Genomic DNA, 21,430 nt, shown 5'->3' with positions numbered 1-21,430 from the left:
AGAGTGGAGTTCCTTTGACGGGAGGGGTGTTCACTGGCCGTTGATGCCGGCGCCGGCCAGCCACTTCTTGGCGATGTCGGCCAGGTTCGTGCCGGTGGCAGCCTCGGCGTTCATCGAGATGAGGTCATCGGTGGTGAGTTTCGCCGACACCGCATCCAGGGTCTTGGTGACCGTGTCGTTCTGCTTACCCGCCTTGATCAGCGGCACCACGTTCTCGGCGGCGAAGAGGTTCTTGTTGTCCTCCAGGGCCACAAGCTTGTTGGCCTTCAGGCCCGGGTCGGTGCTGAACAGATCGCCGGCCTGGATCTGACCATTGGTGAGTGCGGTCATCGTCAGGGTGCCCCCGGCGTCGAGGCTGACGAAGTCCTTGAAGTTCAGGCCGTACACATCGCGCAGACCGACCACACCCTGCTGACGGGTCTTCCATTCCGCGGGCCCACCCAGCACCAGTTCCCCGGCCACCGGCGCCAGATCGGAGATGGTCTTCAACTTGTACTTGTCTGCGGTGGCCTGGGTGACCGCGACGACATCCTTGTCCTCGGCCGGAGACGGCGTCAGCATCGAGATACCCTCGGGCAGCTTGGTCTTGAGTTCGGAGGTCACCGAATCCGGTGTCGCGGCAGTCGACTTCGGATCCAGATAGCTCAACAGCGCACCGGTGTATTCCGGGACCAGGTCGATAGAGCTGTCCTTGAGCGCCTGGATGTAGACCTCACGGCTGCCGATGTTGAACTGTTCCTTGACGCTGACGCCCTTGGCCTGCAACGCCTGTGAGTAGATGCTGGCGATCAGCTGGCTCTCGGTGAAGTCGGCGGAGCCGATGACCACCTGCGAGCCCGCGGAACCCTTGTTGTCCCCGCCGCCGGAAAGTGGGTCGCCCCCACCTCCGCCGCAGGCGGACAGGGCGAGTGCGGCGGCGAGGCTCAGGGAGGTGAGGAACGTGCGCTTCTTCATGGTGCTTTCTCCAAACTGACGGTGGTGGTGGTGTTGTGGACAGACGAGTCGGGTTTCGCCGTGGCGCGTCGCAGTCCGGGCGACACGATGAGCCGGCCTGCGCCGGCGAAGGTGAATTCGAGGATGATGGCGAGTAGTGCGACAAGGATTGCTCCGCCTGCCATTTCGGCGAAGTTCGCCGTTGCCCGGCCGTCCAGGATGAACCGGCCCAGGCCCTGCAGACCCAGGTATGCGGCGATGGTGGCGGTCGAGACGATCTGCAGAGTGGAACTGCGGACTCCGGAGATCATCAGTGGCAACGCGCACGGGAGCTGCACCCGCAACAGGATCTGACGTTTGGTGAACCCCATGCCGCGAGCGGCCCCGACCGCGTCTGGGTCGGCGCTCTGGATTCCGGCATACGTTCCGGTGAGGATCGGCGGCACCGCCAGCAGCACCAGCACGACGATGGTGGGCAGGATGTACACGAGTTGGCCTGCAACCACCGGTGAGATGACCAAGAACAGCAGCACCAGCAGCCCGAGCGACGGCAGCGCGCGCAGCGCGTTCGCGAACCCGGCGATCAGTGCCTCGCCGCGTCCGGTGTAACCGATGACGATGCCGAGCGGCACCGCGATGGCCACAGCGGCCAGGAGCGCGACGGCCGAGTACACCAGGTGATAGCCGATCTGCATGGGGATCCCGCCCGATCCCGTCCAGTTTGCCGGATCGGTGAACCAGCCGATGATGTTCACGCGGTCACCGTCCTCTGCCGCCACGGGGTGAGGAGTTTGTTCAGCCAGACGATCAGACCGTCGAAGATCACGGCGAGCACCACGCAGAGGACCACCCCGGTGATCAGCGGAACGTAGAGCCTGAGCTGAAACCCCTGGGTGAACAGCGATCCCAGCTGCGGGATGCCCAGCAGGGCCGCCATCGTGACGATGCTGACGTTGGACACCACCGCGACCCGCAAGCCGGCGGCGATCACCGGGACGGCGACGGGGAGTTCGACCAGCACCAGACGCTGCCACCCGCGGTAACCCATGGCTTCGGCAGCGGCAACGGTGTCATGCGGTACCGATCCGAGACCGTCGGCGACGACGCGCACCAGCAGCGCCAGCGTGTAGAGCGTCAGCGCCACCACGATGTTGACCGGGTCGAGGATCTTGGTGCCGAGGATGACCGGCAGAATGATGAACAGCGCCAGCGACGGGATCGTGTAGAGCAGACCGGCGATTCCCACGATGGCGGCGTATCCGCGTCCCGATCGGTGGGCCCACCAGCCCAGCGGCAGGGCCAGGACCAGACCGATCAACGTCGGCACCAACGTCAGCCAGGTATGACTGATGGTCAACGAGATGATGCGGTCGATATTCGACGAGATCCAGTTCATGACGGGATCTCGATTCCCCGGTCGCTGCGCTCCTGCCCGCCGGACTCAACTCCCCGGTCGCTGCGCTCCTGCCCGCCGGACTCAACTCCCCTGGCCCGCCTGATCGCATCGATGACGTCGTGATCGGTTGCGGTGCCGAGCAGCACGCCGGACTCGTCGGTGACCACGCAGCGCCCGCTCGGGCTGGACAGCGCCGAGTTGAGCAGATCGCGCAGGGGATCGCCGCGACGTGCGGTGGTACCGCTGAGGTTGACATCACCCTCGCGTACCTGATCGCCCGCGACATTCTTGGTGTCCACCCAGCCTCGCGGCGCTCGCGCGGAGTCGACGACCAGTACCCATCGCCCGTGGCCACCCGGGAGTACCGATAATGGTTGTCCCACAGCGATGGTCGGCTCGTCGTTCAAGGTGAGGCGGTCATCGGAATTGTGGAAGCCGAGTGCGCGATAGCCGCGGGCCGAGCCGACGAAGTCGGCGACGAACGCGTCGCTCGGGGCTGCCAGCAGTTCCGCCGGCGTTGCCGCCTGAGCCAGGGTTCCGCCCTCGCGAAGCACGACCACCTGGTCGCCCAACTTGAGCGCCTCGTCGATATCGTGGGTGACCATCACGATGGTCTTGGAGATATCGGCCTGCAGACGCAGGAACTCGTCCTGCAATTGGTTGCGGACAATCGGGTCGACGGCACTGAAGGGCTCGTCCATCAGCAGGAAGGGTGGGTCGGTGGCGAGTGCCCGCGCCACGCCGACACGCTGCTGCTGGCCGCCGGAGAGCTGCCAGGGATACCGGCGCGCGAATTTGGCATCCAATCCGACACGTTCCAGGAGTTCCATTGCTGCCGAACGGGTTTCCTTCTTTCCGCCACCGAGAAGCCGGGGTAGTGCAGCGACGTTGTCGACCACCGTTCGGTGCGGGAAGAGCCCGGCGTTCTGGATGACGTAACCGATCTTGCGGCGCAGCGCCACCCGGTCCAGGGACTGCGTATCGACGCCGTCGAGCGCGATCGTGCCCGAGCTGGGCTCGATGAGTCGGTTGATCATCCGCATCGACGTGGTCTTCCCGCAGCCCGACGGGCCGACCAGCGTGGTGATCTTTCCGTTGGGTGCGGTGAGCGTCAGCCCGTCTACGGCGACGGTGCCATCGGGGTACACCTTGGAGACGGTGTCGAATGTGATCATGACTGTCCTTCTGGTGGGCCAGGTTTGGCGGGTCGGCTCAGCCGGGCGGACACCTCCGCCGCGGCTGACCCCAATATGTGGCCGTACCGTGCCGTGTCCGGCGCAGTGAGGCGATAGCTCGGAACGACGAGGCTGAGTGCCGCGACGATTCGAGCCTCCGAACGCACCGGGCACGCGATGGCGGTGACGTCGGCTTCGACGCCGCTTCCGATGACGACGTACCCCTCGGCGGGGATGTCCCCACGAAGCGCGTGGCCGGCTGCCGACGTGTCCAGCGGAACCGTCCTGCCGACCCAACTGGCGTGCCGGACCGAATGAGTGCCCTGAACGATGTTGAGATAGAGCGCGGTGTCACCGTGCCCCCGCACGGACAGATACGCCGATTCGCCGGTGGCGGCCACCACGGCATCCATGGTGGGCTGCGTCAGATCCACCAGCGATTCGTTGCTCAGCGCCTGCGCGCCGAGTTGGATGATGCGGCCGCCGGGCCGGTAGACGCCGGACTCATCCTTGGTGACGAAGCCGGTGGTCTCGAGCGTGCGCAGCAGCCGTAGTGCGGTGCTCGGCGCGAGCTCACAGTCCCGGGCGCTGTCGACGAGATTCGTCCCGCCGCTCTCACACACGGTGGCCAGCAGCGCGAGTGCCCGTTCCACGGTCCGTGTGGACGCTTCCGCCACCTCGACCTCCTTTCGTCGAGTCCCAAAAGTAGGGCCCCGACGTTTCGTCCAATGCTCGCCAAATTTCCGCTAAGTAAAATCTGATTTCCATCTAGCGGAATCTTTGGACTTTCGGTGATGATAGGACGCATCGCTCGCAGGCGGTGGAGAACGAGGAGAATTTCCGATGATCGTGCTGAACGGAGCGGGCACCATCGCCGATGTCGTGGCGCTTGCCGAACGGCTCGATCGGGTTGCGGTGGCACCGGCGATCCTCGCGGCCGTCACCCACGCGCACGAGCAGGCCGCCGCGCTGAGCTCGCGGTTCGCCACCTACGGCCGCACCACCGGAGTCGGCGCGAATCGCAGCACACCGGTGCTGCCCGACGACGACACCTACGGCATGCGACTGCTGCGCAGCCATGCCGCGGATGCGGGTGATCCCCTCGACGACCGCACGGTGCGCGCCATGCTCGCGGTGCGCCTGGTGCAGCTGTGCGTGCCCGGCTCGGGTCTGGATCCGCAGATCCTGGGTGGGCTGGAGCGGATGCTCAACGACGACGCCCTGCCGGAGCTACGCCACTACGCATCGATCGGAACGGGAGATCTGGCCGCGCTCGCCGGCACCGCACTGACCCTGATGGGCGAGCGCCCCGCCACCAGGCCGTTGGCGCCGATGCCGCAATGGCACGCCGACAGCGCCCTGCCGTTCATGAGCAGCAGCGCCCTGACGGTCGGCCGCAGCTGTCTCGCCGTCGCCGAATTGAGTCGCCTGGAACGAGCCTCGAGCATCATCTACACCCTCAGTTTCCTGGCGCTGGACGGCAACCCGTCGGCATTCTCCGCCGCCGCCGCACGAGCCGCGGCCGCACCGGAGGTCGACGCCGTCGCCGCCCGATTGCGCTCGCTGTTCACCGGGGCGGGCCACCCCGACCACATCCCGGCCCGGATCCAGGATCCGTACGGGCTGCGGGTCTATCCGGTCGCCCAGGCGAGCGTGGTGGCTACCCTCAATTCGATTGTCGGGCAACTGGAACGGACGCTGAACACGGCCCAGGAGAACCCGTTGTTCGACATCGACGGCGATCAGGTGGTCCACCACGGCGCCTTCTACCAGGCGGCCCTGTCACTGGAACTCGACGGAACGACGCTGGCGATGGCGCTGACCGCGCCGATCACGCATTCCCGGATCCGCATGCTCAACGATCCGGAGACCAACGGCCGCAACCCTTTCCTCGCTTCGGCCGAGGACGGCTCCTCCGGCCTCATGATGGTGGAGTACGTCGCGGCAGGGGCGATCGCCGAGATCCGCGCCGCCGCGCAACCAGCATCGGTCGGCACGCTGGTGCTGTCCCGCGGGATGGAGGAGGACGCCACCTTCGCCTCCCAGAGCGCGCTGCAACTCGAACGATCGGTGGCCGCCTACCGAGTGCTGCTGTGCTGCGAACTCGTCGGGGCGGTCCGGTTGTTGCGGCAACGTGGTCTGCACCGGCAATTCACCGGCGTCGCGGGCCAGGCGATGGCGCTCACGACGGATCTGCCCTGGGATGACCGGGATCGGGATCTGCGGGGCGACCTCGCCGCCGCCGAAGCACTGCTCGACGATCTCGGGCGACTGGTCGGCGACGCCGACCAGTTCAGCTGAGGCTGCCGGTCACCGTCTCCGCCGCGCGGACCAGAGAACCGTCGCGGGCCAGTCCGACGACGGCGTCGATCTCCGGGGCGAGGTACCGATCCGGCCCGCTGCCGTCCACCCTGCCCCGGACGACGGCGATGACCGCAGCAGTCGCCGGACCGGGTTGCAACGGCGCCCGCATATCGATTCCCCTTGCCGCGGTGAGGACTTCGATGGCCAGTACCCGGGTCAGCCCGTCGATGGCCCTACGCAGTTTGCGAGCCGCCGACCAGCCCATGGACACATGGTCCTCCTGCATGGCCGAGGACGGGATCGAGTCGACGCTGGCGGGCTGGGCCAGACGTTTGAGTTCGGAGACGATCGCGGCCTGGGTGTACTGCGCGATCATGTGCCCACTGTCGACGCCCGGGTCTTCGGCCAGGAACGGATTGAGCCCGCGGTTGCGTGCCGCATCCAGGAAACGGTCGGTACGACGTTCACTGATGCACGCCAGATCGGCGACGACGATGGCCAGGAAGTCCAGCACGTACGCCACGGGTGCGCCATGGAAGTTCCCGTTGGATTCCACGTTTCCGGCATCGGTGATGACGGGATTGTCGACGATGCTGGCCAGTTCCCAGTCGGCGACGTTGCGGGCGTGTGCGATGGTGTCGCGGGCGGCGCCCGCGACCTGCGGGGCGCACCGCAGCGAGTAGGCGTCCTGCACCAGCGGACAGTCCGGTCCACTGTGGCTCGCGACGATGGGCGACCCGCGCAGGATCCGGGTCATATTCGCCGCAGCGACGGCCTGACCGGGTTGGGGCCGCAGCGCCTGCAGATGCGCCGCGAAGACGCGATCGGAACCGAGCAGGCCCTCCACGCTCATCGCGGCGGCCACATCGGCGAGCACCAGCAGCCGATCGAGATCGGCCAGGGCCAGGACCAGTTGGCCGAGCATCCCGTCGGTGCCGTTGATCAGGGCCAGGCCCTCCTTCTCGGCGAAGGTGATCGGCGTGAGGCCATGTGCGGCCAAGGCGTCGGCAGCCGGTGTCAGTGTGCCGTCGGCGGTACGGACGTGTCCCTCGCCCATCACCGCGAGTGCGACATGGGACAGCGGGGCGAGATCACCCGAGCAGCCGAGGCTGCCGTACTCGTAGACCACCGGGGTCAGGCCCGCCGACAGCAGGCCCGCGTACGCCCGGGCGACTTCGGCCCGAACACCGGTGCGGCCGGTGGTCAGCGTCGCCAGGCGCAACAGCATCATCGCCCGCACCACCTCGCGCTCGACTTCGGGTCCCGACCCCGCGGCATGTGAGCGAATCAGGCTGCGTTGGAGTTTGGTTCGCAACTCTGGCGGTATGTGCCTGGTGGCAAGCGCACCGAACCCGGTGGATATCCCGTATACCGGCGCGGGACTGTCCGCGAGCGCCTCGATCCGGGCCCTACTGGCCGTGAGGGCGGCGATCGCGTCCTCCGGGATGACCACCGCGGCGTTCCCACGCGCCACCCGGACGACGTCGTCAGCACTGACCGGACCTACCCCCACCACAACTGGACTCATTCGACGATTGTGCTACTAGCCTGGCTTCGGTGAGCGTTGCTTTGCGTGCGGGCATCCCGCCGTTCTATGTGATGGACGTCTGGCTGGCCGCTGCCGAGCGGCAGCGCACCCACGGAGATCTGGTCAATCTGTCCGCGGGCCAACCCAGCGCGCAGGCCCCGGCACCGGTCCGGGCGGCCGCCGCCGACGCTCTGGAACATCACAACCTCGGCTATACCGTGGCCCTGGGCATTCCGGAGCTCCGCGAGGCCATCGCCACGTCGTACCGCGACCGGCACGGTATCGACGTCGAGCCGGACGCCGTCGTCGTCACCACCGGCTCGACGGGCGGCTTCCTGCTGTCGTTCCTGTCGTGTTTCGACGTGGGCGACCGGGTCGCGGTGACCAGCCCGGGCTATCCCTGTTACCGCAACATCCTCTCGGCGTTGGGCTGCGAGGTGGTCGAGGTGCCGTGCGGCCCGGACACCCGGTTCCAGCCGACGGTGGCCATGCTGGAGGCACTGGACCCGCCGGTGCAGGGGCTGATCATCGCCAGCCCGGCCAACCCGACCGGGACCGTCATCGCCCCCGCCGAGCTGGCCGCGATCGCAACGTGGTGTGACGCCAACCGGGTGCAACTGGTCAGCGACGAGATCTACCACGGCCTGGTGTACCCGGGCGCTCCGGCCACCAGCTGCGCGTGGGAGACCTCACGCAATGCCATTGTGGTGAACAGCTTTTCGAAGTACTTCGCGATGACCGGCTGGCGGCTGGGTTGGCTGTTGGTGCCCGAGCCGCTGCGCCGCGCCGTCGACCGCCTGACCGGGAACTTCTCCATCTGCCCGCCCACCCTGCCGCAACTGGCGGCGGTGGCCGCCTTCGACCCGGAGTCGCTGGCCACCGCCGACGCCCTGGTGGGCGAGTACGCGGTGAACCGGGACCTGTTGTTGCGCGGACTGCCCGAGATCGGTCTGGACCGGCTCGCACCGGCCGACGGGGCGTTCTACGTCTACGCCGATATCTCCCGGTACTCGGACGACTCACTGGCGTTCTGCGCAAAACTGTTGGCCGACACCGGGGTTGCCATCGCCCCCGGTGTCGACTTCGACACGGTGCACGGCGGCTCGTTCGTCCGACTGTCCTTCGCCGGGGCCGCGGCCGATATCACCGAGGCGCTGGCACGGATGGGCTCCTGGCTACGCTGAACTTGTCGGTGCCCGCGGGTACAGTCGACGGCATGTTCGAAAGTTTGTTCGATATAGACATCCAGGTCGACACGGGGGCCGATGAGGCGACGCTGCGTGATGTGGTCGAGCGACTCGAACACCTCAAGGCCGCCGCGGCCGCGGCGCAGGCCCGCGCGACGGAAGCGTGGGCGACCAAACGCCATGCCGCGGAGACAGCTGCAGGCGTGCCGAAGAAGAAGCGCGGTCGCGGGCTGGCCCACGAGGTGGCCCTCGCCCGCCGGGCCGCCCCCAAGCGCGGTGGCCAACATCTCGGGCTGGCCACCGCCTTGGTCCGGGAGATGCCGCACACCTTGGCGGCGCTGGAACGCGGGATTCTCAACGAGTGGCGCGCGACGTTGATCGTGCGGGAGTCGGCCTGCCTGTCCGTCGCGCATCGCCGGCAGCTGGATGCCGAACTGTGCAGCGACACTTCACGACTCGTCAGCTGGGGCGACAAGCGGATCGCGGCCGAGGCCAAGAAGATCACCGTACGCCTGGACGCGCAAGCCGTGGTCGAACGCCATGCGAAGGCGGCCGGGGATCGCGGCGTGTGGATCCGCCCCGCACCGGACACCATGACCTACCTGACGGTGTTGTTGCCCGTCGCGCAAGGAGTCTCGGTGTACTCGACACTCAAGCGGGCAGCCGACACCACCTTCGACGGCCGTTCCCGCGGCCAGGTCATGGCGGACACGGTGGTCGAGCGCGTCACCGGACGGCCGGCCGAGCAGCCCGTACCGGTGTCCTTGAATCTGGTGATGGCCGATACCACCCTGGCCGGTGACGACGACGAACCCGGTTGGCTGGACGGGTACGGTCCGGTGCCCGCCGGGTTCGCGTGCAAGATGGTCGGCGACGCCGCAGTCGACGAAGCCACCAAAGCCACGCTGCGCCGGCTCTACCGGCACCCCGAGAGCGGACAGCTGGTCGCGATGGAATCGCGCTCACGAATCTTCCCGAAAGGGCTGGCGGCCTTCATCGGACTGCGGGACCAGACGTGCCGCACCCCGTACTGCGATGCCCCGATCCGGCACCGCGATCACGCGCGACCGCACCGCGAGACCGGCCGCACGAGCGCGCTCAACGGCTTGGGTGAGTGCGAGGCGTGCAACTACGCCAAGGAAGCACCGCGGTGGCGGGTACGCACCCGGGAGCGGGACGGCCGGCATGAGGCCGACTTCACCACTCCGACCGGTGCCACCTACCGATCCATCGCTCCACCGCTGCCGGGCCACCGATCCGAAGACGGATCAGCATCACCGAGGGCGGGCTCAGTGTCGACCTGGTCATGTTCGACGCTGCGTGACGTACCAGTCCAGCAGCGCCGGGTCGTCGACGGCGCTGCGTTCCACCACACGTTCCGGATCGGCACCCTGGAACAGCTTTTTGATGGGCACTTCGAGTTTCTTGCCGGTGCGGGTGTGCGGGATGCCGGGTGCCACGATGATCTCGTCGGGCACATGGCGCGGGGACACCTCCGAGCGGATGGTCTGCTTGACCTTGTCCACCAGCGCATCGTCGAGTTGCACCCCGTCGGCCAGTACCACGAACAACGGCATCCAGTATCCGCCGTCGGGCTGCTCGGCGCCGATCACCAGCGCCTCGGCGATCTCCGGCAGCCGTTCCACCGACTGGTAGATATCGGCACTGCCCATCCGGATCCCGTGCCGATTCAGCGTCGAATCGGACCGGCCGTGCACGATGATGCTGCCGTGATCGGTGATGGTGATCCAGTCCCCGTGCCGCCACACCCCGGGGAACATCTCGAAATAAGCTTCGCGGTAACGGGTTCCGTCCGGATCATTCCAGAATGCCACCGGCATGGACGGCAGCGGTTTGGTGATGACGAGCTCACCCACCTCACCGCGCACCGGCTTGCCGGACTCGTCCCAGGCATCCAGGGCCACCCCCAGATAGGGCGCGGACAGCTCCCCCGGCCACACCGGGACCGTCGGCACACCGCCGATGAACGCCGACACCACATCGGTACCGCCACTGATGGAGGCCACCTGGACCTGCTCACCGACGTTGTCGCGCAACCACAACGCCGACGACGGTGGCAGCGACGAACCGGTGATTCCGACCGTCCGCAGCGCGGACAGATCGTGATCGGCGCGGGGTACCGCGCCGGCCTTGGCACAGCCGAGGACATAGCCGGGGCTGGTACCGAGCACGGTGACCCCGAGCCGGGCGGTCAGCTCCCAGAGGGTGTCCGGTGCGGGGTAGGACGGACTGCCGTCGTAGCAGACGATGGTGGCACCCACCAGCAGGCCTGCCACCTGGAAGTTCCACATCATCCAGCTCGGGCTGGTGAACCAGAAGAACGTGTCATCTGGCCCGATATCGCTCTGCAGGGCAACGGCTTTCAGATGCTCGACGAGCACACCGCCGTGACCGTGGATGATCCCCTTCGGCAGTCCGGTGGTCCCCGAGGAGAACAGAATCCACAGCGGGTGGTCGAAGTCGACGGCGGTGGTGGTCAGGGCGTCCGGGCCGGGCGTGGTGACCTGAGCCCAATCGAGGTAGTCAGCCGGGGTGGATGCCAGCCGGGACACCGACACGGTCGCCTTGAGGGTCGGCAGGCCGGCCCTCAACTCGGCGACGTCGGCGCTCTTGTCGTGTGCCCCGCCGCCGAACCGGTAGCCGTCGGCGGTCACCAGCACCGCCGGTTCGAGCTGACCGAGCCGGTCCAGCGCCGCCTTGGCCGAGTAGTCCTGGCCGCAGGCACTCCAGACGGCACCGATACTGGCCGTCGCCAGGAACGCGATGACCGCTTCGGCGATATTGGGCAGATAGCCGACGACCCGGTCGCCGGGGCCCACCCCGAGACCACGAAGGGTGGCCGCGAACGCGGCGGTGCGCCCGAGCAGCTCGGCCCAGGACAGTTCGGTGTCCGGCGCGTCCTCGCTGATGCACAGGATGGCCGGGCGGTCGGTGCGGGCCTGCCGGGCGATCTGATCGACGTAGTTCAGTGTGGCGCCCGGAAACCATTGCGCCCCAGGCATATCACTGTTCGCCAGCACGGCACCGGGAATCTCGCCCAGCTCGAAGTACCGCCACAGCGCACCCCAGAAGGCGGCGGGCTCGTCGACCGACCACCGCCACAGAGCCGGATAGTCGGCCGGCCGGCCGGCGAAACGCGCGAAGTCGGTGATTCGCGCCGCCTCGACACCGGCCGCCGTCGGCTCCCATTGGGGTTCGGTCATCGGGCGCTCCACCCGCCATCCATCGTGTAGGACGCGCCCGTCACCATGCCCGCGTGCGGACCGGCCAACCACCCCACCAGTGCGGCCACCTCTTCGGGTTCGACCAGGCGTTTGATGGCGCTCTCCTTCAACATGATCTGCTCCATGACCTGCTGCGCATCGATGCCGTGGGTGCGGGCCTGATCGGCGATCTGCTTGTCCACCAACGCCGTCCGCACATAGCCGGGGTTCACGCAGTTGCTGGTGACACCATGCTGCCCACCTTCCAGGGCGGTCACCTTGGACAGTCCCTCCAGCGCGTGCTTGGCCGTCACGTACGCGACCTTATATTCCGAGGCGCGCAACCCGTGCACCGACGACAGATTGATGACGCGGCCGAACCCCTGGGCGTACATATGCGGCAGGGCGGCACGAACCAGCAGGAAGGGCACCTCGGTCATCAGGGTGAGCAGCGCGCGGAAGGCCGCGGGCGGGAACTCGGCGATGGGCGCAACCTGCTGCACGCCCGCATTGTTCACCAGGATGTCGGCCTGCAACGTCAGGCTCTCCAACGCGGCGACGTCGAGCAGATCCACCTGCCACGCCGTCCCACCGATCTCGTCGGCCAGTGCCGCAGCACCCTCGCCGTCCCGATCGGCGACGGTGACATGGGCGCCGCGGGCGGCGAGCTCGCGGGAGCAGGCCGCACCGATACCACTCGCCCCGCCGGTGACCAGTGCCGTTCTACCGGACAGCTCACTCATGCACGCGTCCCGGCGATCTCGCGTGCGTCGGCATCGTCGAGGGTCCGCAGGTCGATACCGTTGGTCTCCCGGCTGTAGAGCACCGCGATCAACGTGATGCCGCAGGCGGCGGCCAGGTAGATCGAGATCGGCACCGGCGAGCCGTAGAGCTCGAGCAGTTTCACCGCGATCAGCGGAGCGAGCGAGCCCGCCACGATGGAGGTCACCTGATAGCCCAGGGACACACCGGAATACCGCATCCGGGTCGGGAACATCTCGGCCATGATGGCCGGCTGCGGCGCGTACATGAGGGCGTGGATCATCAGGCCGAGCGTGATCGCCGCGGTGACGATCAGGTAGTTGCCGCTGTTCATCATCGGGAAGGCGAAGAAGCCCCAGGTGCCGCCCAGCACCGCGCCCACCATGTACACCGGGCGGCGGCCGAACCGGTCGGCCAGATGGCCCACCACGGGCACCACGGCGAAGTGCACGGCGTGCGCGACCAGCAGGTACCACAGGATCGAACTGGTGTCCGCCCCCACCGACACCTTCAGATAGGTGATGGAGAACGTGACGACCAGGTAGTACATGATGTTCTCGCCGAACCGCAGGCCCATCGCGGTGAACACGCCACGCGGGTAGCGCTTGAGCACCTCGACGACGCTGAACGAGGTGGCCTTGATGCGTTCGGCCTCCTCCTGCGCCTCCACGAATATCGGTGCATCGGTGACCTTGGTGCGGATGTAGTAGCCGATCAGCACGACCACCGCCGACAGCCAGAACGCGACCCGCCAACCCCAGGCCAGGAACGCCGCGTCCGACAGTGTCGAGGTCAGCACCAGCAGCACGACGGTGGCGAGCATGTTGCCCACCGGCACGCCGGCCTGGGGCCAGCTGGCCCAGAAACCGCGGCTGCGGTTGGGACTGTGTTCGGCCACCAGGAGCACCGCCCCACCCCATTCACCGCCGACGGCGAAGCCCTGGATGAACCGCAGTGTCACCAGCAGACCCGGTGCCCAGTAACCGATCTGCCCGAACGTGGGCAGGCAGCCCATCAGGAAGGTCGCGGCACCGACGAGCAGCAGCGAGAACTGCAGCAGTTTCTTGCGCCCGAATTTGTCGCCGTAATGGCCGAACACGATGCCGCCGAGTGGGCGGGCCACGAAGCCCACCGCGTAGGTGGCGAAGGCCAGGAAGATCGCGTTGAGCTCGCTGGTCGTCCCGGCGAAGAAGACCTTGCTGAACACCAGCGTCGCCGCGGTGCCATAGAGAAAGAACTCGTACCACTCCACGACCGTGCCGGCCATGGATGCGGCCACGACGCGCTTCAGACCGGTGGTTGGGGCGGAATTGTGATCGGCAGCACACATACGAGTGAGTATTCATGCACGTCACGATCGAAACAATGGCCAGATGCGCAGGACGAGTCTGCAAAAATGCAGATATGGCACTGCCGAGCGCCGATGATCTGTTGATCCTGCTGGCCGTCGGGCGCACCGGGCGCTACGTCACCGCGGCCGAACACCTCGGTATCAACCACACCACCATCTCGCGCCGCATCGCCGCCCTCGAGGAGGCGATCGGCGCCCGGGTCCTCACCCGCGTCGGCGGCAGTTGGGAACTCACCGACCGCGGGCGGGAGGTGCTCGCCGCCGCGGAAGCCGTCGAGGCCGCGGTGCAGTCGTTGAGCGGCTTCCCCGGCCAGTCGCCCACGCTGGCCGGTGCCGTACGAATCTCGGCGACCGATGGCTTCAGCGCCTATATCGCCGCACCCGCGGCCGCCCAGGTCCAGCGCCACCATCCGAAAGTCGCCGTCGAGATCGTCGCCGCCACCCGGCGAGCCAGCCAGCAGCGTTCCGGCGTCGACATCGAAATCGTGGTCGGGGCACCCACCGTGCGCCGGGCGCTCGCCATCCGGCTCGGCGACTACTGCCTGGGCCTCTACGGGTCGCGTGACTACCTCGCCGAACGCGGCACCCCGACCTCCATCGACGAGGTCGTGGATCATCCGCTGGTCTACTTCATCGATTCGATGCTGCAGGTCGACGACCTCGATCTGGCCGCGAATTTCGCACCGGCCACTCGGGAGTCGATCTCGTCGACCAACGTCTTCGTCCACGTGGAGGCCACCCGTGCCGCCGCCGGCCTCGGCCTGTTGCCGTGTTTCATGGCCGACCGCTGGCCCGACCTCGTTCGCGTGCTCCCCGAAGCGGTTTCGCCGCGGCTGACCTACTGGCTGGTGACCCGGGCCGAGACATTACGCAGGCCCGAGGTGTCCGCCGTGGTCGAGGCGATCCGCCGGCAGATGGCCGACCAGCACGACATCCTGCTCGGTGCGCCGTGAGCGAAACGCTTGTCGCCGCCCGCGTCACCTGATGCAGTGGTGTCATGCCCTTCCTCGAATCCGGCGACACCCGCGCCTACTACCGGCATTGGGCCGCAAGCGATCCCCGCGCCGCCATCGTCTTCCTGCACGGCTTCGGTGAGCACACCGGTCTGTACCACCGGTACGGTTTCACGCTGAATGCCGCCGGGATCGATCTGTGGGCGGTGGATCAGCGCGGCCACGGACTGAGCCCTGGACCGCGCGGGAACTTCGGCACGTTGGCCGACAGCTCGGCGCTGGGCGAGGAACTGACCGCGATCGTCGAGCGGAACCGGCCGGGCCTGCCGCTGATCGCGGCCGGGCATTCATTCGGTGCGGTGGTCACCCTGCTGCGGGTACTGGAGCAACCCGACCGCTATCGCGCGGCGGTGGTCTCCGGTGCACCGCTGATCCCCATCCCCGAATTGCTGGACACCGACTCCGAATTCGAGCTCGACCCCAGCTGGCTGTCCGGCGACGCGTTCTACGTCGACTCATTGGAGAACGACCCGCTCGCGTTCGTCGATGCCGATGGCGCCCCACTGGCCCGCGCCCTCGACGCGGCCTGGGACCGGTTCGGTACCGAACTGCCTGCACTGTCGGTGCCCACCCTCGCGGTGCACGGCACCGCCGACCCCATCGCACCGATCGGCCCGGTGCGGGCCTACGCCGAACAGATCGGCCCGCTGCGCCTCGCCGAGTTCGCCGGGGCACACCACGATGTGCTCAACGAGACCGTCCACCGCGAGGTGGCCGCCACGGTGATCGACTTCGTGGGGACGCATATCGACAACTGAGCGCGGCCGAGATGGCATCCTGTAGCGCGATGGCACTCGGATTGAGCAAGGGCGCGCAACGCACCCTGGTGAAGTTACTGGCTGCGGCGGCGCTGATCGCCACCGTGCTCGGCGGATTCGCCGCGTGTCTGTTCACGCTCGGGATGCCCGGTAAGGAAGCCGAAGTGCCGAAAGCCGGTCCCGTCCTGAACGGCTCGTTCAAGGTCGAGATCGGCCCGATCGCCACCCCGGACGGCAAGCCGGTCGCGGGCACCGCGCGCACCGAGACATGGGTGGCACGATCCACCTGCCGTGAGGGTGGCGCCTGCGTGGCCACCGTGGCGATCATCGACCCGCGCAAGCCCGACGCCCCGGCGTCGGACAACCTGGTGTTCGACTATGTCGACGGCGACTGGCTGATGGTTCGCGAAGCACCCGACAAATGCAAGGTCGGCGATGTCGAGGTCGACGCGCAGGGCTGGACGATCATCAAACTGAAGGCCCGCATCGACGGTTCCTTCGAAGGCGAGTACACCTGGGCGACCGCGCCACCGCTGTGCGCCAACAAACGCGCCATGGCCCTGGCCCCCACCCGCGGTGCGGACAACAGCACCCAGCCTCCGGATCCCGCGGCCGAGCCACCCCTCAAGACCGCGCCTGGAGCGGCATTGCGGGGCACCTACGTCTACACCCAGACCTACCCCCAGACCGGTGAGGTGTTCCCGGCGCACACCTACAACGCGACGACGTTCTGCCTGCGCACCGGCGACCGCTGCATCTCCCTGATGACGAGCCCCGACACCCACAATCTGTTCGTGATGATCTACGGCGACGGGCATTTCACCGCCAACTTCCCCGACGGGGATGCGCACTGCACCGACAACATCGGCAAAGTGCGGCAGTCCTCGCGTGACGACCTGCCGCTGCCGCAGGGCCCGCAGGACCCGCTGCTGGGTCTGGTCGGAAAGTCGTATCAGGACTATACCGGCGACTGCCCGGCCAAGGTCGAGCTCGACGTCACACTTGCGCGCACGGGAGATTAGACGCTTGTTCGCAGGCTCGTGCCACTACAGCCAGGTGTCTGAGGTGGTGGCGGTGAGGAACGCCTCCAGATCGTCGCGCCACTGCGCCGGGGTGTTCTTGTCCGGTTCTATCCCGGTGTACTCGCCGCGGTAGAACAGCAGCGGACGGGGCTTGATCGCCTGGGGTTCGGACATCGCCTGCACCGCGCCGAAGACCACGAAATGGTCCCCGCCGTCGTGCACCGAAGCCACCGTGCAGTCGATGTGCGCCAGCGTTCCGTCGATCACCGGTGAACCCAGTTCGGAAGGCTTCCAGTCGATTCCGGCGAATTTGTCCGGCGCTTTCGAACCGAACTGGGCCGACACGTGCTGCTGGTTCTCGTGCAGCATGTTGACGCAGAACCTGCCACTGGCCTCGATGGCCTGCCAGGCCCGCGACTGCTTGGTGGGGCAGAACAGCACCAGCGGGGGATCCAGCGACAGGGCGGCGAAGGACTGGCAGGCGAAACCGATCGGCACCTCGTCATGGACCGTGGTGATCACGGTGACGCCGGTACAGAACTGCCCCAGCACATGACGGAAGGTGCGCGGGTCGATCGGCTGAACGGCCATGGTTACTTGAAGCCGACGCTGAAGTCGTGGCCCCACAGGGAGACGGCGGTACTCTCCCGCGCCACCCAGTTTTCGTCTTCGACTTCGAGCCCTTCACAACCGAATTCGATGTCGAAGCCGCCCGGGGTCTTGATGTAGAAGGACAGCATCTTGTCGTTGATGTGCCGGCCCAGCGTCGCCGACATCTTGACCTTGCGGCGCAACGCGCGATCCAGGCACAGGCCGACATCGTCGGAATTCTCCACCTCGACCATCAGGTGCACGATGCCGGTCGGGTTGGGCATCGGCATGAAGGCCAGCGCGTGGTGGCGCGGGTTGCAGCCGTAGAAGCGCAGCCAGATCGGGTCGCTGTCGGCGGGGCGGCCTGCCAGCTGCGGCGGCAGGCTCATCGAGTCCCGCAGCCGGAAGCCCAGCACGTCCTGGTAAAAGGCCTGCGCCGCAACGTCATCGTCACAGGTGAGCACGACGTGCCCGAGGCCCTGCTCGGCGGTGACGAACTTGTGGCCGTACGGGCTGACGAACCGGCGGCCCAGGTACTGGGCGCCGTGGAACGCCTCCAGCACGTTCCCGGCCGGGTCGGTGAACCGGATCAACCCCTCGACCCGGCGCTCGGACTTCTCCTCACGAGTGCCTTCGGCGAAGGTGACCCCGGCCTTGGCCAGGGTCTCGCGCAGGCTCTGCAGAGCGGGCGCGTCGGCCACCTCCCAGCCGGAGATGAGCAGGCGGTCCTGGTCACCCGGCACGATCACCAGGCGGGCCGCAACCTCGTCCATCCGCAGGTAGAGCGCACCCGGGGTGGTGCCGTCACCCTCGACCATGCCGAGCACTTTCAGCGCGAACTCCCGCCACGCCGCGACATCGGTCGACTCGATACGCATGTACCCCAGCGACTTGATGCTCATGGTGCTGCCTTTCTAACCCGTCAGGAAATCGACGGTGAGCTTGTTGAACTCGTCGAACTTCTCCAGCTGCGCCCAGTGGCCGCACTGGCCGAAGACATGCAACTGCACCCGGGGGATCTGTTTGACCGCCACCAGCGCCCCGTCCAGTGGGTTGACCCGGTCCTCGCGCCCCCAGATCAGCAGTACCGGCTGGCGCAGCTTGTAGACATCGCGCCACATCATGCCGAGTTCGAAATCCGGGCCCGCGAAAGACTTCCCCATCGCCCTGGTGGCCGCCAGCGACTCGGGAGTGCTGGCGATCTGGAAGCGCTCCTCGACCAGCTCGGGGGTGATCAGACTCTGGTCGAACACCATGATGCGCAGGAACTTCTCGATGTTCTCCCGGGTCGGGTCCCCGGCGAAGCGGCCGAGCAGCTTCACGCCCTCGGTCGGATCCGGCGCGAACAGGTTCACGCTCAGCCCGCCCGGGCCCATCAGCACCAGCCGGCCGGCCCGCTTGGGGTTGTCCAGCGCGAACCGCACCGCGGTGCCGCCGCCGAGCGAATTACCCACCAGCGCAGCGCGTTCGATACCGAGGTGGTCGAACAGGTTCAGCAGCGCGGTGGCACTGTAGCGGTTGTACTGCTCGTGTTCGGTGTGCTTGTCGGAGTGGCCGTAACCCGGCTGGTCGACGGCCAACACGTGGAACTGCTCGGCCAGCACCGGGATGTTCTTCGAGAAGTTCGACCAACTGGACGCGCCGGGGCCACCACCGTGCAGCAGCACGATGGTGTCGGCGGTAGGGTCGCCCGCCTCGTGGTAGTGCAGCCGCATGTCATCGCGGACCTGCGCGTACCGAGAGGTCGATTCGAACGTGATTTCAGATACCGCAGTCATCAGACCATCGTGTCCGCGGGCGGCAGGCCGAACTCGTTGTTGCCGAAGATCAGATAGGCGCGCTCGGGCTCGTTGGCGGCGTGCACCCGGCCGGCGTGCGCATCACGCCAGAACCGCTGCAGCGGAGCGCCGGTCACCAGCGCGGTGGCACCGGCCGACTCGAACAGCAGGTCGATCGAGGCGATGGAGCGCGCCGTGGCACGCACCTGGTCGCGGCGCGCCCGGGCGCGCAACTCGAACGGAATCTCCTTGCCCGCCTGCAGAAGTGCGTACTCGTCGCCGACATTGCCGATCAGCTGGCGCCAGGCGGCGTCGATATCGCTGGCGGCTTCGGCGATGCGGACCTTGGCGAACGGGTCGTCCTTGGCCTTCTCGCCGGCGAAGGCCGCACGCACCCGCTTGCCCTGATGCTCGACGTGCGCGGCGTACGCGCCATAGGCCATGCCCACGATCGGTGCGGAGATGGTGGTGGGGTGCATGGTGCCCCACGGCATCTTGTACACCGGCGCGGTGTTGTTCTGGTACCCGCCCGCGGTGCCGTCATTCATCGACTTGTAGGACAGGAAGCGGTGCGTGGGCACGAACACGTCCTTGACGACGACGGTGTTGCTGCCGGTGCCCTTCAGGCCGACCACATGCCACACATCGTCGATCGTGTACTCGGTGCGCGGGATCAGGAAGCTGCCGAAGTCGACCGGGCGACCGTCCTTGATCACCGGGCCGCCGAGGAACGCCCAGCTGGCGTGTTCGCTACCGGACGACCACTGCCAGGCGCCGCTGACCAGATAGCCGCCGTCGACGACGATGCCCGCACCCATCGGCGCGTAGGACGACGACACCCGGACCGTCGGATCGTCGCCCCAGACTTCGTCCTGGGCCTTCTGGTCGAACAGCGCCAGATGCCAGTTGTGCACACCGATGATCGAGCTGATCCAGCCGGTCGAGCCACACGCGCTGGCCAGCCGCCGGACCGCCTCGTAGAAGTACGTCGGATCGGCCTGCAGGCCACCCCACTGTTCGGGCTGCAGCAGCTTGAAGAAGCCGATCTCGTCGAGTTCGTTGACCGTCTCGTACGGAACCTGACGCTGGTCCTCGGCGAGTTGTGCCCGTTCGCGCAGCTTCGGCAGCAGATCATCGATGCCGGCGAGGACCGCCTGCACATCACGCTGTTCAATGGACGTCACTGAATTGCCTCCCGGATCGAGATCCACCACTAGACAGAGATTAGAACACGTTACGATTTGTGTCGAGCAGGGCATTGATTCAGCGGCTGGACCTGCGCAAGTTCGTTTTTGTAACATGTTCTAGTTATCGGGGTGAGGAGAGGGGTCCACTGTGGCGGATGAGCCGCTTGGCAGTCACGTGCTCGAACTGCAGGTGACCCGCGTCGTGGAGGAGACCGCGGATGCGCGGTCGCTGGTGTTCGCAGTGCCGGAAGGCAGTACGGTCCCGGCCGACCGCTTGCGGTACGCACCGGGCCAGTTCCTCACGCTGCGCGTCCCCAGCGATCGGACCGGGTCGGTGGCCCGCTGCTATTCGCTATCGAGCTCGCCGTTCACCGGTGACGAGCTGACCGTCACCGTGAAGCGCACCGCGCAGGGGTACGCATCGAACTGGTTGTGCGACAACGCCCATGCCGGTATGCGGATGCACGTGCTGGCCCCGTCGGGCACCTTCGTCCCCAAGACCCTGGACACCGATTTCCTGCTGCTGGCGGCCGGCAGCGGTATCACCCCGATGCTGGCGATCTGCAAATCGGCGCTGTCGGAGGGCGCCGGCCGGGTGGTGCTGGTGTACGCCAACCGCGACGAGAACTCGGTCATCTTCGGCGCCACCCTGCGCGAGCTGTCCGCCAAATATCCGGATCGGCTGACGGTGATCCACTGGCTGGAGACGGTGCAAGGCCTGCCCAGCGCCACGACACTGGCCGGGCTGGTGGGCCCGTACGCCGGGCACGACGCCTTCATCTGTGGGCCGGGCCCGTTCATGGCCGCCGCCGAGGAAGCCCTCAAGGCCGCGGGCGCCGACCGCATCCACATCGAGGTGTTCAAGTCATTGGACTCCGACCCGTTCGCCGCCGTGGTGCTGGAAGAAGACACCAGCGATGAGGGTCCGGCCACCGCGGTGGTGACCCTGGACGGCACCACCCACGAGGTGTCCTGGCCGCGCCGGGCAAAGCTGCTCGACGTGCTGCTCGACAAGGGGCTGGACGCACCGTTCTCCTGCCGGGAGGGCCACTGCGGGGCCTGCGCGGTGGTCAAGAAATCCGGAGACGTCGAGATGCAGATCAACGACGTGCTGGAACCGTCCGATCTGGAGGAGGGGCTGATCCTGGCGTGCCAGGCGCTGCCCACCTCGGATTCCGTGGAAGTCACCTACGACGAATAGCGCCCGGGCTAACATCTGCC

At 67.2% G+C, this 21,430-nt stretch carries 19 protein-coding genes and 1 pseudogene; 7 read left to right on the top strand and 13 right to left on the bottom strand.

All coding sequences use genetic code 11. The features are described 5' to 3' along the window. Positions 1-30: 30 nt before the first annotated feature. From H7J86_RS17460 to H7J86_RS17440, 5 genes are read right to left on the bottom strand one after another with little or no spacing between them, the layout of a single operon-like run. Complete coding sequence (locus tag H7J86_RS17460) at positions 31-954, bottom strand: ABC transporter substrate-binding protein (RefSeq protein WP_090354215.1); 924 nt, start codon at positions 952-954, stop codon at positions 31-33. Next, positions 951-1,688: an ABC transporter permease gene (locus H7J86_RS17455; RefSeq protein WP_267292310.1), complete on the bottom strand. Its 738-nt coding sequence runs from the start codon at positions 1,686-1,688 to the stop codon at positions 951-953. The genes H7J86_RS17460 and H7J86_RS17455 overlap by 4 nt, the downstream gene beginning before the upstream one ends. Continuing rightward, the gene (locus H7J86_RS17450) at positions 1,685-2,329 is read right to left on the bottom strand and encodes an ABC transporter permease (protein ID WP_267292308.1); all 645 of its coding nucleotides are present in this window, start codon (positions 2,327-2,329) and stop codon (positions 1,685-1,687) included. Before H7J86_RS17450 ends, H7J86_RS17455 begins: the two co-directional genes overlap by 4 nt. Further along, positions 2,326-3,504: an ABC transporter ATP-binding protein gene (locus H7J86_RS17445; RefSeq protein ID WP_267292306.1), complete on the bottom strand. Its 1,179-nt coding sequence runs from the start codon at positions 3,502-3,504 to the stop codon at positions 2,326-2,328. The genes H7J86_RS17450 and H7J86_RS17445 overlap by 4 nt, the downstream gene beginning before the upstream one ends. Further along, positions 3,501-4,181: an IclR family transcriptional regulator gene (locus H7J86_RS17440; RefSeq protein ID WP_267292304.1), complete on the bottom strand. Its 681-nt coding sequence runs from the start codon at positions 4,179-4,181 to the stop codon at positions 3,501-3,503. Before H7J86_RS17440 ends, H7J86_RS17445 begins: the two co-directional genes overlap by 4 nt. A gap of 166 nt (positions 4,182-4,347) precedes the next feature. On the opposite strand from H7J86_RS17440, the gene H7J86_RS17435 reads away from it, so the two are divergent. Next, positions 4,348-5,805, top strand: a complete 1,458-nt coding sequence (locus H7J86_RS17435; RefSeq protein ID WP_267292302.1) for an aromatic amino acid lyase — start codon at positions 4,348-4,350, stop codon at positions 5,803-5,805. On the opposite strand, the gene hutH is transcribed toward H7J86_RS17435, so the two are convergent. Beyond that, complete coding sequence (hutH, locus tag H7J86_RS17430) at positions 5,798-7,336, bottom strand: histidine ammonia-lyase (RefSeq protein ID WP_267292300.1); 1,539 nt, start codon at positions 7,334-7,336, stop codon at positions 5,798-5,800. The two genes, H7J86_RS17435 and hutH, sit on opposite strands and share 8 nt — an antisense overlap. A 71-nt stretch (positions 7,337-7,407) precedes the next feature. Between hutH and H7J86_RS17425 the strand changes: the two genes are divergently transcribed. Beyond that, positions 7,408-8,520, top strand: a complete 1,113-nt coding sequence (locus H7J86_RS17425) for a pyridoxal phosphate-dependent aminotransferase (RefSeq protein ID WP_267293011.1) — start codon at positions 7,408-7,410, stop codon at positions 8,518-8,520. A 32-nt stretch (positions 8,521-8,552) separates the two neighbouring features. Next, positions 8,553-9,847: pseudogene (locus H7J86_RS17420) on the top strand (13E12 repeat family protein). Here the strand turns inward: H7J86_RS17420 and H7J86_RS17415 are convergent. The 3 genes from H7J86_RS17415 to H7J86_RS17405 are packed head-to-tail and all read right to left on the bottom strand — an operon-like array spanning position 9,828 to position 13,839. Next, the gene (locus tag H7J86_RS17415; RefSeq protein ID WP_267292298.1) at positions 9,828-11,747 is read right to left on the bottom strand and encodes an acetoacetate--CoA ligase; all 1,920 of its coding nucleotides are present in this window, start codon (positions 11,745-11,747) and stop codon (positions 9,828-9,830) included. The pseudogene H7J86_RS17420 and the gene H7J86_RS17415 sit on opposite strands and share 20 nt — an antisense overlap. Beyond that, the gene (locus H7J86_RS17410; RefSeq protein ID WP_267292296.1) at positions 11,744-12,490 is read right to left on the bottom strand and encodes a 3-hydroxybutyrate dehydrogenase; all 747 of its coding nucleotides are present in this window, start codon (positions 12,488-12,490) and stop codon (positions 11,744-11,746) included. The genes H7J86_RS17415 and H7J86_RS17410 overlap by 4 nt, the downstream gene beginning before the upstream one ends. Next, positions 12,487-13,839 (bottom strand): MFS transporter, encoded by a 1,353-nt coding sequence (locus tag H7J86_RS17405; RefSeq protein ID WP_090354201.1) that lies wholly within the window; start codon positions 13,837-13,839, stop codon positions 12,487-12,489. The genes H7J86_RS17410 and H7J86_RS17405 overlap by 4 nt, the downstream gene beginning before the upstream one ends. 74 nt (positions 13,840-13,913) lie before the next feature. Here H7J86_RS17405 and H7J86_RS17400 point away from each other — a divergent pair, with 74 nt between their 5' ends. Genes H7J86_RS17400 through H7J86_RS17390 form a run of 3 tightly spaced genes read left to right on the top strand, consistent with a single transcriptional unit; the run spans position 13,914 to position 16,653 of the window. Next, positions 13,914-14,813 carry a LysR family transcriptional regulator gene (locus H7J86_RS17400; RefSeq protein ID WP_372517288.1) on the top strand — a complete coding sequence of 300 codons (900 nt, stop codon included), beginning with the start codon at positions 13,914-13,916 and terminating at the stop codon, positions 14,811-14,813. Between the two features lie 44 nt (positions 14,814-14,857). Then, positions 14,858-15,631: an alpha/beta fold hydrolase gene (locus tag H7J86_RS17395; protein ID WP_187097139.1), complete on the top strand. Its 774-nt coding sequence runs from the start codon at positions 14,858-14,860 to the stop codon at positions 15,629-15,631. Positions 15,632-15,660: 29 nt separating this feature from the next. Next, on the top strand, positions 15,661-16,653 hold the full coding sequence (locus H7J86_RS17390; protein WP_187097140.1) for a hypothetical protein: 993 nt from the start codon (positions 15,661-15,663) through the stop codon (positions 16,651-16,653). Between the two features lie 24 nt (positions 16,654-16,677). Here H7J86_RS17390 and hsaB read toward each other — a convergent pair whose 3' ends face one another. The 4 genes from hsaB to hsaA are packed head-to-tail and all read right to left on the bottom strand — an operon-like array spanning position 16,678 to position 20,206. Beyond that, a complete protein-coding gene (gene hsaB / locus H7J86_RS17385) occupies positions 16,678-17,244 on the bottom strand; it encodes a 3-hydroxy-9,10-secoandrosta-1,3,5(10)-triene-9,17-dione monooxygenase reductase subunit (protein WP_267292292.1) in 567 nt (188 codons plus the stop codon). Positions 17,245-17,246: 2 nt separating this feature from the next. Next, positions 17,247-18,146 (bottom strand): iron-dependent extradiol dioxygenase HsaC, encoded by a 900-nt coding sequence (hsaC, locus tag H7J86_RS17380; protein ID WP_090354194.1) that lies wholly within the window; start codon positions 18,144-18,146, stop codon positions 17,247-17,249. 12 nt (positions 18,147-18,158) lie between these two features. Further along, positions 18,159-19,022, bottom strand: a complete 864-nt coding sequence (gene hsaD, locus H7J86_RS17375; protein ID WP_267292290.1) for a 4,5:9,10-diseco-3-hydroxy-5,9,17-trioxoandrosta-1(10),2-diene-4-oate hydrolase — start codon at positions 19,020-19,022, stop codon at positions 18,159-18,161. Further along, positions 19,022-20,206 (bottom strand): 3-hydroxy-9,10-secoandrosta-1,3,5(10)-triene-9,17-dione monooxygenase oxygenase subunit, encoded by a 1,185-nt coding sequence (hsaA, locus tag H7J86_RS17370; RefSeq protein WP_267292288.1) that lies wholly within the window; start codon positions 20,204-20,206, stop codon positions 19,022-19,024. Before hsaA ends, hsaD begins: the two co-directional genes overlap by 1 nt. Positions 20,207-20,357: 151 nt before the next feature. Here hsaA and H7J86_RS17365 point away from each other — a divergent pair, with 151 nt between their 5' ends. Next, entirely contained in the window at positions 20,358-21,410 is a 1,053-nt protein-coding gene (locus tag H7J86_RS17365; RefSeq protein WP_090354192.1) for a ferredoxin--NADP reductase, read from the top strand. Positions 21,411-21,430: the final 20 nt, after the last annotated feature.

It is taken from the genome of Mycobacterium hackensackense, assembly GCF_025822555.1.
Classification (GTDB): domain Bacteria; phylum Actinomycetota; class Actinomycetes; order Mycobacteriales; family Mycobacteriaceae; genus Mycobacterium; species Mycobacterium fluoranthenivorans.
Note: the sequence above shows the minus strand (reverse complement) of the source record. Positions and strands in the feature narration are given on the sequence as shown.

Excerpts from the sequence above, each read along its gene's own strand:
- H7J86_RS17400 (WP_372517288.1), top strand. The coding sequence starts at position 13,914 with ATGGCACTGCCGAGCGCCGATGATCTGTTGATCCTGCTGGCCGTCGGG.
- H7J86_RS17425 (WP_267293011.1), top strand. The coding sequence starts at position 7,408 with ATGGACGTCTGGCTGGCCGCTGCCGAGCGGCAGCGCACCCACGGAGAT.
- hutH (WP_267292300.1), bottom strand. The coding sequence starts at position 7,336 with ATGAGTCCAGTTGTGGTGGGGGTAGGTCCGGTCAGTGCTGACGACGTC.
- H7J86_RS17390 (WP_187097140.1), top strand. The coding sequence starts at position 15,661 with ATGGCACTCGGATTGAGCAAGGGCGCGCAACGCACCCTGGTGAAGTTA.
- H7J86_RS17445 (WP_267292306.1), bottom strand. The coding sequence starts at position 3,504 with ATGATCACATTCGACACCGTCTCCAAGGTGTACCCCGATGGCACCGTC.
- H7J86_RS17415 (WP_267292298.1), bottom strand. The coding sequence starts at position 11,747 with ATGACCGAACCCCAATGGGAGCCGACGGCGGCCGGTGTCGAGGCGGCG.
- H7J86_RS17405 (WP_090354201.1), bottom strand. The coding sequence starts at position 13,839 with ATGTGTGCTGCCGATCACAATTCCGCCCCAACCACCGGTCTGAAGCGC.
- H7J86_RS17435 (WP_267292302.1), top strand. The coding sequence starts at position 4,348 with ATGATCGTGCTGAACGGAGCGGGCACCATCGCCGATGTCGTGGCGCTT.
- hsaC (WP_090354194.1), bottom strand. The coding sequence starts at position 18,146 with ATGAGCATCAAGTCGCTGGGGTACATGCGTATCGAGTCGACCGATGTC.
- H7J86_RS17410 (WP_267292296.1), bottom strand. The coding sequence starts at position 12,490 with ATGAGTGAGCTGTCCGGTAGAACGGCACTGGTCACCGGCGGGGCGAGT.
- H7J86_RS17395 (WP_187097139.1), top strand. The coding sequence starts at position 14,858 with ATGCCCTTCCTCGAATCCGGCGACACCCGCGCCTACTACCGGCATTGG.
- H7J86_RS17450 (WP_267292308.1), bottom strand. The coding sequence starts at position 2,329 with ATGAACTGGATCTCGTCGAATATCGACCGCATCATCTCGTTGACCATC.
- H7J86_RS17460 (WP_090354215.1), bottom strand. The coding sequence starts at position 954 with ATGAAGAAGCGCACGTTCCTCACCTCCCTGAGCCTCGCCGCCGCACTC.
- hsaB (WP_267292292.1), bottom strand. The coding sequence starts at position 17,244 with ATGGCCGTTCAGCCGATCGACCCGCGCACCTTCCGTCATGTGCTGGGG.
- hsaD (WP_267292290.1), bottom strand. The coding sequence starts at position 19,022 with ATGACTGCGGTATCTGAAATCACGTTCGAATCGACCTCTCGGTACGCG.